We start from the raw sequence: 12,080 nt of genomic DNA, 5'->3' as shown, positions 1-12,080 counted from the left end.
CGGGGGCACCGGCGCTCCCGACCCGCCCCACCGGGCGCCCGTTCAGTGGTGGAAGGACGTCGCCGCCTGCTTGTCGTGGATCGACGGTGCGGACTGGCGGCGCAGTTCGGGCAGGACCCGGTCCAGTTCCTCGACGAGGAGGCCCGCCAGGTCGGCGGAGAAGCCGTTGCGGCAGACGATCCGCAGCACCGACAGGTCCTCGCGGTTGGCGGGGAAGGTGTAGGCGGGCACGAGCCAGCCGCTCTCGCGCAGCCGCCGGGAGACGTCGAAGACGTCGAAGTTGGTGACGTCGGGCGCGGTGGTGAAGGCGAACACGGGCAGCGCGTCGCCCCGGGTCAGCAGCTGGAAGTCGCCCATCGCGTCGATCCGTTCGGCCAGTCCCCGGGCGACGTCCCGGCTGGTCTGCTGGACCGCCCGGAAGCCCTCCCGGCCCAGCCGGAGGAACGTGTAGTACTGCGCGACCACCTGGGCGCCCGGCCGGGAGAAGTTGAGGGCGAAGGTGGGCATGTCGCCGCCCAGGTAGTTGACCCGGAAGACCAGCTCTTCGGGGAGCTCGGCCGGGGAGCGCCACAGCGCCCAGCCGACGCCCGGGTAGACCAGCCCGTACTTGTGGCCCGAGGTGTTGATCGAGGAGACCCGGGGCAGCCGGAAGTCCCACACCAGGTCCTCGTCGACGAAGGGCGCCACCATGGCGCCGGAGGCCCCGTCCACGTGGACCGGGATGTCGAGCCCGGTGCGCTCCTGGAGGGCGTCGAGGGCGGCGCAGATGTCGGCGACGGGCTCGTAGGAGCCGTCGAAGGTGGAGCCGAGGACGGCGACGACGCCGATGGTGTTCTCGTCGCAGAGCGCGGCGGCGGTCTCCGCGTCGAGGTGGAAGCGTTCGCCGTCCATGGGGACGAGCCGGGGCTCGACCTCCCAGAAGTTGCAGAACTTCTCCCAGCAGACCTGGACGTTGATGCCCATCACCAGGTTGGGGCGGGCGCCGCTCCGGTAGCGGTCGGTGTTCCGGTTGGTCCAGCGGCGCTTGAGGGCCATGCCGGCGAGCATGCAGGCCTCGCTGGATCCGGTGGTGGAACAGCCGACGGCGGCGGCCGGGTCGGGGGCGTTCCACAGGTGCGCGAGCATCGAGACGCAGCGGCGCTCCAGTTCGGCGGTGCGCGGGTACTCGTCCTTGTCGATCATGTTCTTGTCGCGGCACTCCCCCATCAGGACCCCGGCCTGCGGCTCCATCCAGGTGGTGACGAAGGTGGCCAGGTTGAGGCGCGCGTTGCCGTCGAGCATCAGCTCGTCGTGGACGAGCTGGTAGGCGCTCATGGGCGGCAGCGGCCCGTCCGGCATCCGGTGGCGGGGCGGGGCCTCGGTCATGCCGCTGACCGGGTTGGCCTCGCCGTAGAAGGGGTTCAGGGAGAGCCGGCGGTGGTGCTCGGTCTCCTGCGCTGCGGGTCCCTTGTGCAGTGCCACGGTGGCTCCTTCTTCGCGGGGGGTGGGGGAGGGGACGTGCGGGGGGATCAGGTGCTCTTGAGGGGTTCGCCGTGCTCGTCGAGCTCCAGGACCGGGCGGCCGGTGACGACCAGCCAGGCGGGCAGGATCGCGATGCAGAGCACGGCGACCATCGAGGGGGAGGAGGCGAGCACGGCGGCGACGAAGAGGCTCACCCAGCCCTGCCGGGTGGTGGCGAGCAGGATGCCGAGGACGCCGGCGGAGACGGCCACCGCCGGGTGGATCTCGGGCACGAGGGCCTGCGCGCACAGGCCGAACGCCGCGCCGATGAAGACCGCGGGGAAGACCCGGCCGCCGCGGAAGCCGCTGGCGGCGGCGACGAGCAGGGCGAGGGTCTTGACCACGGCCAGCTTGGCCAGCTCGCCGGAGCCGAGGGTGCCGATGTCGGCGGCGAGCTCCCTGGTCTCCTCCAGGCCCTTGAAGAGCGTCAGATGCCCGCCCAGCGCGCCGAGGAGGCCCAGCACGAGACCGCCGAGCGGCAGCATCACCATGGGGTGCCGCAGCCGGCCGAAGGCCCGGTGGACGTACGGGAAGGCGTAGCAGGCGAGCAGGCCGAAGACGGCGGCGAGGGTGGCGACCACCATCGCGGCGAGGAGGTCGGGGAGGCCCGGGTCGTCCAGCGGCGGCAGGCCGATGTCGAAGCTGGGGTCGGAGAGCAGCTGGGTGGTCATGGCCCCGGCCCCGGCGGCGACCAGCGGGGCGAAGAGCCGGTCCCACAGGGAGCCCTTGCCCGGGTGGGTGGTGAGCGCCTCGGAGAGCACCAGGGCGGCGGCCACGGGGGTGCCGAACAGGGCGCCGAAGGTGCCGGCGGTGGCGAGCGACACCCACAGGAGGCCGGGGACGGCGGGCAGCAGCTTGGTGCCCGCCCAGAAGGCGAGGGCGATGGCCGAGACGATGGTCGGGTTCTCGGGTCCGAGGCTGACGCCGCCGGCCAGCGAGAGGGTGCTGGCGAGGAGCAGGCCGGGGACGATCGCGGGGGAGATCGGCGGCCCGCCGAGCCCGCCCTCCGCCGGGTCGCCGCCGGCGTGCCCGTACACCTTCCAGACGACGAGGCCGACCGCGATGCCGGTCGCGGTGAGGGTGGAGATCATCCACAGCGAGGAGTAGTTACCGATGCCGAGCGCGTCCGGAAGGGTGTTCCACAGGACGTGCTGGAGCTTCTCGGCGATCGCGCTGATCCCGAGGAACAGCAGGGCCGAGGCCACGCCGATCACGAGGGCGGGCAGGATCTGGGGCAGCAGGATCCGATGGGGGGCCTGGGGGGCCGGGGAGGCGGAGGCAGCGGGGGTATCGGTGGCCACCGACCCACCATATGTGGACAAAAGCGACACAACATCCTGAGCGGCCCGTGGAGTCGGACGGAACGGGCTTGCACCTCACGCCGCGTCAGGGCCGAGGCTGACACGTGAACCGACACGAGAAGGGGCGGGGAGCCGATGAGCTACTCCGTGGGACAGGTCGCCGGCTTCGCCGGGGTCACGGTGCGCACCCTGCACCACTACGACGCGATCGGGCTGCTCTCGCCCGGCGGACGCAGCCCGGCGGGCCACCGCCGCTACGCCGACGCGGACCTCGACCGGCTCCAGCAGATCCTGTTCTACCGGGAGCTCGGCTTCCCCCTCGAAGAGGTCGCCGTCCTCCTCGACGACCCCGGCGCCGACCCGCGGGAGCACCTGCGGCGGCAGCACCGGCTGCTGACCGAGCGCATCGGGGAACTGCGAAGGATGGCGGCGGCCGTCGAACACGCCATGGAGGCGCGACGCATGGGCATCAACCTCACGCCCGAGGAGAAGTTCGAGGTCTTCGGCCACAAGGACCCCGAGCGGTACGCGGAGGAGTCCGCCCGCCGCTGGGGCGGCACCCACACCCACGAGGAGACGCAGGCCCGCGTCGCCACGTACACCAAGGACGACTGGCAGCGCATGAAGGAGGAGATCGACGCCTGGGGCACCGCCTACGGCGCCCTCATGGACGCGGGCGAGACCCCCGCCTCCCCGGCCGCCATGGACCTCGCCGAGGCCCACCGCGCCCACATCACCACCTGGTTCTTCGACTGCCACCCGAAGATCCACCAGGGCCTGGCCGAGATGTACGTCTCCGACGAGAACTTCCGGGCCTTCTACGACTCCCTCCACGAGGGCCTCGCCGAGCACCTGCGCGCCGCGATCCACGCCAACGCGCGGCGCCTCGCCGGCTGACCCCCGGGCGTGCCCTCAGGCGCGCGGCGCGATGACCACGGCGGTGCCGTAGGCGCACACCTCGGTGCCCACGTCCGCGGCCTCCGTGACGTCGAAGCGGAACATCAGCACCGCGTTCGCGCCGCGCGCCTTCGCCTGCTCGACCAGCCGCTCCATCGCCTGGTTGCGGGTCTGCACCAGGGTCTTCGTCAGACCCTTCAGCTCCCCGCCGATCATCGACTTCAGGCCCGCGCCGATCTGGCTGCCCAGATGCCGCGAGCGCACCGTCAGGCCGAAGACCTCGCCGATCACCTGGCGCACCTCGTACCCGGGCACGTCGTTCGTCGTGACCACCAGCACGTCCGACTGGGGCCCCTGGCCGCCGCCGTACTCGTCGATGCTCATCCGCATCCACCTCCTGGCCCTCAGCCTGGGGGCCGTGACACGGGGGCGCATCCGGAGCGGCGCATCCGGAGGGCCCCGCACGGAGGGCCGAAACCGCCGTCCGGAACCGTACGGGAACGGTGGAACCCGGAGGGTTCACTCCGCGTTGATAGCTTGGGGCGGCAGTCCCGTATGACAATCTCCTCGACGCGCCTGTGCGTCCCCTGTCTCAAACCCGTCCTTCTCGCCCCCACAGATCGCAGGAGCCCGGAACCCGTGAACACGCTTGCCCTCGGTCCGAGCTGGCTCGACCCGGACTATCTGATCCAGACCTTCGGTCTGATCGGCGTCCTCGTCATCGTCTTCGCCGAGTCCGGACTCCTCATCGGCTTCTTCCTGCCGGGCGACTCGCTGCTCTTCACCACCGGCCTGCTCGTCACCACGGGCAAGCTGGACAGCCCGCTGTGGCTGGTGTGCACCCTGGTGGTGGCCGCGGCGATCATCGGCGACCAGGTCGGCTACCTGTTCGGCCGCAAGGTCGGCCCGGCCCTCTTCAGCCGCCCCGACTCCAAGCTGTTCAAGCAGGAGAACGTCGAGAAGGCCCACGAGTTCTTCGAGAAGCACGGCCCGAAGTCCCTGATCCTGGCCCGCTTCGTGCCGATCGTGCGCACGTTCACGCCGATCATCGCCGGTGTGAGCCGGATGAACTACCGCTCCTTCATCACCTTCAACGTCATCGGCGGCGTCCTGTGGGGCGCCGGCGTGACCCTGCTCGGCGCCTCCCTCGGCAAGATCGACTTCGTGCACAAGCACATCGAGCTGATCCTCGTCGCGATCGTGCTGATCTCCGTCGTCCCGATCGTGATCGAGTACCTGCGGGCCCGCTCCCAGTCGAAGAAGAAGCGGAACGACGAGGGCACCGGCCACGACGCCCCCGGCACCCCGAACCCCCCGGCCGAGCGCGGCCGCCACGCCAAGCGCTGACCCGTACGGCGACCCGTACGGCGACCCGTACGGCGACCCGTACGGCGACCCCCGTACGGGCGACCCGTGAGCGCCCGTACAGCGCGCGCTACGCACCCACCGGCACCCACCAGGGGCTTCCGGGGCCGCACAGGCCCTAGAAGCCCCTGGTGCGCTTCGCCGCCCGGCGGGCCGCCGCCGTGGCCGGCGCCTGCATGAACAGGCGGGCCAGCTCACCGCCCAGGTTCACCCCGATCGCGATCGCGAGCGCCAGCGCCGCCGCCTTCGCCAGCGACGCGAAACCCCCGTCCAGGTTGTTCTGGGCGATCGCCAGCACACCGAAGTACGTCGCCGAACCCGGCAGCAGGGGACCGATCGCCGCCGTCACGTACGGCAGCGACGAGGTGTGGTGGTAGCGGGCGATCAGCTGCCCGAACAGACCCACCAGACCGGCCGCCACCGCCGTCGCCATCACCGTCGAGCCGCCCGCCGTCACCGCGATCGACGCGTAGATCACCCAGGCCACCCCGCCGTTCAGCGTCGCGAACAGCACCGTCGCCCGCGACTGCTGCAACAGGATCGCGAAGGTCGCGCACAGCACCATCGACGCCACGGTCTGCGTCACCGGCCGCTCCACCGCCCGCAGCGCCCCCTCCGGGTTCAGCTGCGCCCCGAACTGCACCGCCAGGTACAGCACCGACAGCACGCCCACCACGATCGCCACGAAGAAGTAGCCGACCTCCAGGAGCCGGGCCGAGGCCGTGATGTAGAAGCCGGTCAGACCGTCCTGCACGGCCGCCACCAGCGCCCGCCCCGGGATCAGCGCGAACAGGCCACCCGTGATCACCGCCGAGGGCCGCAGATCGGCGTGCAGCAGCGTCAGCGCCACCCCCATCGCCGCCGGCGGCATCGCCGCCACCAGGAACTGGTAGAACTCCGGCAGCCCGCGCCCCGCGCACAGCCACGCGAGCCGGTCGCCGAGCACCGCGCCCAGCGCCGCCACGAAGAACACCGTCGGCCCGCCGCCCAGCAGCACCGACGCCGCCCCGGCCAGCATCCCCGCCGCCGCCGTCAGCACCCACCCCGGATACGGGTGCCGGTTGCGCCGTATCTCCGCGAGCCGCCGGTACGCCTCCTCGGGCGTCACCTCGTGCGCCCCCGCGTTGATGTCCGCGAGCAGCTGGTACACCGCCGCGAGCCGCGTGTAGTCGGTGCCCCGGCGCCGGACCGTACGGTTCGCCGTCACCGGGTCGTCCACCAGCGAGGGCTGGTACGTGATCGACAGCAGCGTGAACGTGACCGTCGGCTCGCACCGGTCGAGCCCGTAGGCGCGGCAGATCGCGAACATCGCCGCCTCCACGTCCTCCGCCCCCTCGCCGCCCGCGAGCAGCAGCTCGCCGATGCGCAGGGTCAGGTCGAGCACGCGCGGCACCGGCGGACCGGCCTCGTCCTGCTTGCGCGGCGCCTCCGGCACCGGCCGCTCACCCACCGGCAGCCGCAGCATCGTCCGCATCCGGTCCTGCCAGGGCGCGTCGTGCGCCAGCCGGACCAACGGCACCCCGTACGCGGGCGTGAACGCCGGCGGACTGTCCTTCGCCGAGTACGTCGAGGGCGGAGCGAAGGCGGAACCTTCCTGCTCCGCGGGCGGCTCCGGCGCGAACCCCTCCGGAAGGGCGAACTCGGAGGTCGGATGCTCCTCCTCCGGCGGCGCGGGCTGCTCGACCCCGGGCGGCGGGGCGAACGCGCTGCGCGCCTCGTCCGAGGGCGGCTTCCGGTCCTCCGGGGCCTCCTCCGGGCCGTCCGGCTTCGCCACCACTGTTTCCGCCCCCACTTCCCGGCCGGGCACCCGCACGATCACGCCACGGGGCACTTGATCACGCCACTGTCCCGCCCAGTATGAACGCGCGAAGGGCGGCGCACCTCAGCAGGTGCACCGCCCTTCACAGGCTCACGGGGAAAGGGGCTCAGTGGCCGCCCTGCTCCTTGGCCCGAGCGTAGGACTTCTCGATCTCTTCCTCGGCCTCGGCGCGGCCGACCCAGTCGGCGCCCTCGACGGACTTGCCCGGCTCCAGGTCCTTGTAGACCTCGAAGAAGTGCTGGATCTCCAGGCGGTCGAACTCGGCCACGTGGTGGATGTCGCGCAGGTGCTCCATGCGCGGGTCCGTCGCCGGGACGCACAGCAGCTTGTCGTCGCCGCCGGCCTCGTCCGTCATGCGGAACATGCCGATGGCACGGCACTTGATGAGGCAGCCCGGGAACGTGGGCTCGTCCAGGATGACGAGCGCGTCCAGCGGGTCGCCGTCCTCGCCGAGGGTGTTCTCGACGTAGCCGTAGTCCGTCGGGTAGGCGGTCGAGGTGAAGAGACGGCGGTCCAGGCGGATCCGACCGGTCTCGTGGTCGACCTCGTACTTGTTCCGCGATCCCTTGGGGATCTCGATGAGAACGTCGAACTCCACGGGTGGATCTCCTCCTGAATCAACACATGTCAATGCTCGCGACGACGCGCGGTGGTTAAGTGTCCCTCACGCACGGTCTTGATCGCGAAAGGGGCTGGTCATCACATGCCGGAGCCGAAAATCTGGCAGCTCGCGGCGGGCTCCGCCGTGCTCGGTCTGGCCCTGGCCACCGGAGCGGTGACCGCGGCCGGCCCGTGGGACTCCGGTCAGCGTAAGGCCGAGCGGGCCCGCGCGGCCGCAGCCGACCACAGGGGTGGCGCACATCACGCCGCAGCCCCCGCCCCCGCCGCCCCCCACCACCCCGCCCCCGCCCCCAGCGCCGCCGGAGTCCTCCGCGCCCTCGGCGCCCCCGGGACCACCGGCGCCACCGGCACCACGGACACCCCCGGCACCACCCGGACGGGCGACCCCACCGCCCCCGCCCGCCCCGTTGACCTGGCCGCCGTCCTCGTCCCCCTCCTCGCCGACCCCGGCCTCGGACCGCTCCGCACCGCCTCCGTCGTCGACGCCACCACCGGCCGCCGGCTCTACGGCGAGGGCGACACCACCCCCATGACCCCCGCCTCCACCGTCAAGATCGCCACCGCCGCCGCCGCGCTCTCCGCCCTCGGCCCCGACCACCGCATCGGCACCACCACCGTCGCCACCACCGACGGCCGCACCGTCACCCTCGTCGGCGGCGGCGACCCCACCCTCGACAAGACCCGCCTCAAAGCCCTCGCCGACGCCACCGCCCGCGCCCTCAAGACCCGCCGCCCCACCCCCGGCCCCGTCCGCCTCACCTACGACACCGGCCTCTACCGCGGCCCCGCGCTCCACCCCATCGGCCCCAACGAGAACCTCGCCCCGCTCAGCGCCCTCACGACCGACGAAGGCCGCCTCGACGGCAGCCACAGCGGACCCGCACCCCGCACCACCGACCCCGCCGGCGACACCGCCACCACCTTCGCCGCCCTCCTGCGCACCGCCGGCGTCACCGTCCAGGGCACCCCCACCCCCGGCCGCGCCCCCCAGGGCGCCCAAGCCGCCCCCCTCGCCCGCACCGACTCCGCACCCCTCGCCGACCTCGTCGAACGCACCCTCACCCACAGCGACAACGACCTCGCCGAAGCCCTCGCCCGGCAGACCGCCCTCGCCCACCGCAAACCGGCCGGCGCCGACGGCGCCGCCCAGGCCGTCCACGCCGAACTCGCCCGCCTCGGCCTGCCCCTCGCCGGCACCCGCTTCGCCGACGGCAGCGGACTCGACCGACGCGACCGCGTCACCGCCGCCCTGCTCACCGGCATCCTCACCCGCGCGGCCGACCCCGCCCACCCCGCCCTGCGGCCCGTCCTCACCGGACTGCCCGTCGGCGGCTTCAGCGGCACCCTCGCCGGCCGCTTCGGCACCGACACCACCGCCCGCGGCGCCGGCGTCGTCCGCGCCAAGACCGGCACCCTCACCGGAGTGAACACCCTCGCCGGCACCGTCGTCACCGCCGACGGACGCCTCCTCGCCTTCGCCTTCCTCGCCGGCCGCACCACCTCCCCCGACACCGCCCAGCCCGCCCTCGACCGCCTCTCGGCCGCCCTCGCCCCGGCCCGCTGACCCCGGGGAACACTCGCCCGAACCCTCACCGAACGGGCCCCGAGACCGTACGGTTGACGCATGACGAGCATCGGTGGTGCAAGCACATCGGGGATGGTCGACTGGAATCTCGCCGTCGCGACGGCGACCCGCCTGGTACGCCCGGGCCCCGAGGTCACCCGGGAGGAGGCCCGCGAGGTCGTCGCCGAACTCCGCAGACACGCCAAGGCCGCCGAGGAACACGTCCGCGCCTACACCCGGATGATCCCCGAGGACCGCGACCCCGCCGACACCCCCGACACACCCGTCCTCGTCGTCGACCGCGCCGGCTGGATCAAGGCCAACGTCGCCGGCTTTCGCGAACTGCTCTCCCCGCTCCTCGACAAGATGCAGGAACGCCGCTCCGGCTCCACCGGCGGCACCGTCCTCAGCAGCGTCGGCGGCAAGGTCACCGGCGTCGAACTCGGCATGCTCCTGTCCTTCCTGGCCTCCCGCATCCTCGGCCAGTACGAGACCTTCGCCCCCGCCGGCCGCGACCTGCCCGCCGACAGCGCCGGACGCCTCCTCCTCGTCGCGCCGAACATCGTCCACGTCGAACGCGAGCTCGACGTCTCCCCCCACGACTTCCGCCTCTGGGTCTGCCTCCACGAAGAGACCCACCGCACCCAGTTCACCGCCGTCCCCTGGCTCCGCGACCACCTCCAAGGCGAGATCCAGTCATTCCTCGCCGCCACCGAGGTCGACCCCTCCACCGTCGTCGAACGCCTCCGCGAAGCCGCCCAGGCCCTCACCGGCAGCCGCCCCGAAGGCGAACAGGGCGAACCCTCCCCCTCCCTCGTCGAACTCGTCCAGACCCCCGAACAGCGCGAGATCCTCGGCCGCCTCACCGCCGTCATGTCCCTCCTCGAAGGCCACGCCGACTACGTCATGGACGGCGTCGGCCCCGACGTCGTCCCCTCCGTCGCCGAGATCCGCGAGAAATTCCAGCAACGCCGCGCCCGCGGCGCCTCCCGCCTCGACCTCGCCCTGCGCAAACTCCTCGGCCTCGACGCCAAGCTGCGCCAGTACCGCGACGGCGAACGCTTCGTCCGCGCCGTCGTCGACCAGGTCGGCATGGACGGCTTCAACCGCGTCTGGACCTCCCCCAACACGCTCCCCACCAAGGCCGAGATCGCCAAGCCCGCCGACTGGGTCGCGAGGGTGCACCGTAAGGCAGACTCCTGAGGCGCAAGTGCCGGATGGCGGAAGAACACCCCACCAATCACCCATCCGAGGGACCGTAGACGGCGGGTGAAGCGTGCAATGCTCGGGTAACGGCCAGGTTCTGTCACCATCGACGCACTCTGAGTGACCGAACCCCCACTTCCGACCGTTAAGACACCGACCGAGGCACTGCACTCTCTCCACGAAGGGCACCGGACATGGGTCCCCATCCTGCGGTCGCGGCGATACGCCTGGCGGTCCGCCGCGTACTCCACGACGTCCTCACCGAGCACACCACCCACACCACCGAGCACGGCAGCCGACACCCCCTGGTCCTCGTCGCCTGCTCCGGCGGCGCCGACTCCATGGCACTCGCCTCCGCCCTCGCCTTCGAAGCCCGCAAACTCGACCTCCGCGCCGGCGGCGTCACCGTCGACCACGGCCTCCAGACCGGCTCCGACCAGCGCGCCCGCGAAGTCGCCGACCGCATGACCGTCCTCGGCCTCGACCCCGTCGACGCCGTCACCGTCACCGTCGGCCGCGACGGAGGCCCCGAAGCCGCCGCCCGCGACGCCCGCTACGCCGCCCTCGACGCCGCCGCCGAACGCCACGGCGCCACCGCGATCCTCCTCGGCCACACCCGGGACGACCAGGCCGAGACCGTCCTCCTCGGCCTCGCCCGCGGCTCCGGCATCCGCTCCCTCTCCGGCATGGCCGCCGTCTCCGGCACCGCCCGCCGCTACCGCCGCCCCTTCCTGGAGCTCGACCGCCAGACCGTCCGCAAGGCCTGCATCGCCCAGGAACTCGCCGTATGGGACGACCCCCACAACAGCGACCCCGCCTACACCCGCTCCCGCCTCCGCCACGAAGGCCTCCCCGCCCTCGAAAAGGCACTCGGCAAGGGAGTCGTCGAAGCCCTCGCCCGAACGGCCCAGCTGTCCCGCGACGACGCCGACGCCCTCGACTCCTGGGCCGCCGACGCCGAAGCCTCCGTACGCGACGACACCGGCCGCCTCGAATGCGCCAAACTCTCCGGACTTCCCCCCGCCGTCCGCCGCCGCGTCCTGCGCCGCGCCGTCATCGCCGAAGGCGCCCCCGCGGGCTCCCTCTTCGCCCGCCACATCGAAGAGGTCGACCGGCTGATCACCGGATGGCGCGGCCAAGGGGCCATCAACCTGCCCGGGCGCGTCGAGGCACGCCGCCAGGGTGGCAGACTGGTCATTCGGCAAGGCTGACGCAAGCTGCAACGAAAGTGACCCGGGTGAACGAGAAGGACATGGGCACCGACCTCCAGTCGGTGCTCATCACCAAGGAAGAGATCGACGCGAAGCTCGCCGAGCTCGCCGCGAAGATCGACGCGGAGTACGCGGGCAAGGACCTGCTCATCGTCGGAGTCCTCAAGGGCGCAGTGATGGTGATGGCGGACCTGGCGCGCGCGCTGTCCACCCCCGTCACCATGGACTGGATGGCCGTCTCCTCCTACGGCGCCGGCACCCAGTCCTCCGGAGTCGTCCGCATCCTCAAGGACCTCGACACCGACATCAAGGGCAAGCACGTCCTGATCGTCGAGGACATCATCGACTCGGGCCTGACCCTGTCCTGGCTCCTGTCCAACCTCGGCTCGCGCGAGCCGGCCTCCCTCGAGGTCTGCACCCTGCTGCGCAAGCCGGACGCGGCGAAGGTCGCCATCGACGTGAAGTGGATCGGCTTCGACATCCCGAACGAGTTCGTCGTCGGATACGGCCTCGACTACGCCGAGAAGTACCGCAATCTCCCGTTCGTCGGCACCCTCGCCCCCCACGTCTACGGCGGCTGACACCCGCCGCCCCAA

11 protein-coding genes are annotated in these 12,080 nt (G+C 72.2%); 6 read left to right on the top strand and 5 right to left on the bottom strand.

Annotation, left to right across the window (positions count from 1 at the left end; translation table 11 throughout):
• Nucleotides 1–42: 42 nt before the first annotated feature.
• Entirely contained in the window at nucleotides 43–1,461 is a 1,419-nt protein-coding gene (locus AB0Q96_RS07455) for a glutamate decarboxylase (RefSeq protein WP_365322634.1), read from the bottom strand.
• 47 nt (nucleotides 1,462–1,508) lie between these two features.
• On the bottom strand, nucleotides 1,509–2,801 hold the full coding sequence (locus AB0Q96_RS07450; protein WP_365322632.1) for an ion channel protein: 1,293 nt from the start codon (nucleotides 2,799–2,801) through the stop codon (nucleotides 1,509–1,511).
• A gap of 135 nt (nucleotides 2,802–2,936) precedes the next feature.
• Between AB0Q96_RS07450 and AB0Q96_RS07445 the strand changes: the two genes are divergently transcribed.
• A complete protein-coding gene (locus AB0Q96_RS07445; RefSeq protein WP_365322630.1) occupies nucleotides 2,937–3,698 on the top strand; it encodes a MerR family transcriptional regulator in 762 nt (253 codons plus the stop codon).
• Nucleotides 3,699–3,713: 15 nt separating this feature from the next.
• Here AB0Q96_RS07445 and AB0Q96_RS07440 read toward each other — a convergent pair whose 3' ends face one another.
• A complete protein-coding gene (locus AB0Q96_RS07440; protein WP_351665998.1) occupies nucleotides 3,714–4,082 on the bottom strand; it encodes a YbjQ family protein in 369 nt (122 codons plus the stop codon).
• Nucleotides 4,083–4,337: 255 nt separating this feature from the next.
• On the opposite strand from AB0Q96_RS07440, the gene AB0Q96_RS07435 reads away from it, so the two are divergent.
• Nucleotides 4,338–5,045, top strand: a complete 708-nt coding sequence (locus AB0Q96_RS07435; protein WP_365322628.1) for a VTT domain-containing protein — start codon at nucleotides 4,338–4,340, stop codon at nucleotides 5,043–5,045.
• 136 nt (nucleotides 5,046–5,181) lie between these two features.
• Here the strand turns inward: AB0Q96_RS07435 and AB0Q96_RS07430 are convergent, their stop codons facing one another.
• Both AB0Q96_RS07430 and AB0Q96_RS07425 read right to left on the bottom strand, forming a co-directional pair.
• Nucleotides 5,182–6,840, bottom strand: a complete 1,659-nt coding sequence (locus AB0Q96_RS07430; protein WP_365323287.1) for a threonine/serine exporter family protein — start codon at nucleotides 6,838–6,840, stop codon at nucleotides 5,182–5,184.
• A 148-nt stretch (nucleotides 6,841–6,988) separates the two neighbouring features.
• Entirely contained in the window at nucleotides 6,989–7,480 is a 492-nt protein-coding gene (locus tag AB0Q96_RS07425; protein ID WP_024758444.1) for an inorganic diphosphatase, read from the bottom strand.
• 105 nt (nucleotides 7,481–7,585) lie between these two features.
• On the opposite strand from AB0Q96_RS07425, the gene dacB reads away from it, so the two are divergent.
• The 4 genes from dacB to hpt all read left to right on the top strand — a co-directional run bounded on the left by dacB (nucleotide 7,586) and on the right by hpt (nucleotide 12,065).
• Nucleotides 7,586–9,067 carry a D-alanyl-D-alanine carboxypeptidase/D-alanyl-D-alanine-endopeptidase gene (dacB, locus tag AB0Q96_RS07420; protein ID WP_365322626.1) on the top strand — a complete coding sequence of 494 codons (1,482 nt, stop codon included), beginning with the start codon at nucleotides 7,586–7,588 and terminating at the stop codon, nucleotides 9,065–9,067.
• Between the two features lie 60 nt (nucleotides 9,068–9,127).
• The gene (locus AB0Q96_RS07415) at nucleotides 9,128–10,270 is read left to right on the top strand and encodes a zinc-dependent metalloprotease (protein WP_365322624.1); all 1,143 of its coding nucleotides are present in this window, start codon (nucleotides 9,128–9,130) and stop codon (nucleotides 10,268–10,270) included.
• Between the two features lie 197 nt (nucleotides 10,271–10,467).
• The gene (gene tilS / locus AB0Q96_RS07410; protein WP_365322622.1) at nucleotides 10,468–11,484 is read left to right on the top strand and encodes a tRNA lysidine(34) synthetase TilS; all 1,017 of its coding nucleotides are present in this window, start codon (nucleotides 10,468–10,470) and stop codon (nucleotides 11,482–11,484) included.
• A gap of 41 nt (nucleotides 11,485–11,525) precedes the next feature.
• Nucleotides 11,526–12,065, top strand: a complete 540-nt coding sequence (gene hpt / locus AB0Q96_RS07405; RefSeq protein WP_067161225.1) for a hypoxanthine phosphoribosyltransferase — start codon at nucleotides 11,526–11,528, stop codon at nucleotides 12,063–12,065.
• The last annotated feature ends 15 nt before the right edge of the window (nucleotides 12,066–12,080 follow it).

This window comes from Streptomyces sp. NPDC093111, assembly GCF_040683955.1.
In the GTDB taxonomy this organism is placed as follows: Bacteria; Actinomycetota; Actinomycetes; order Streptomycetales; family Streptomycetaceae; genus Streptomyces.
This window is presented reverse-complemented; position numbering and strand designations above follow the sequence as displayed.

Excerpts from the sequence above, each read along its gene's own strand:
- hpt (WP_067161225.1), top strand. The coding sequence starts at position 11,526 with ATGGGCACCGACCTCCAGTCGGTGCTCATCACCAAGGAAGAGATCGAC.
- AB0Q96_RS07415 (WP_365322624.1), top strand. The coding sequence starts at position 9,128 with ATGACGAGCATCGGTGGTGCAAGCACATCGGGGATGGTCGACTGGAAT.
- AB0Q96_RS07445 (WP_365322630.1), top strand. The coding sequence starts at position 2,937 with ATGAGCTACTCCGTGGGACAGGTCGCCGGCTTCGCCGGGGTCACGGTG.
- dacB (WP_365322626.1), top strand. The coding sequence starts at position 7,586 with ATGCCGGAGCCGAAAATCTGGCAGCTCGCGGCGGGCTCCGCCGTGCTC.
- tilS (WP_365322622.1), top strand. The coding sequence starts at position 10,468 with ATGGGTCCCCATCCTGCGGTCGCGGCGATACGCCTGGCGGTCCGCCGC.
- AB0Q96_RS07440 (WP_351665998.1), bottom strand. The coding sequence starts at position 4,082 with ATGAGCATCGACGAGTACGGCGGCGGCCAGGGGCCCCAGTCGGACGTG.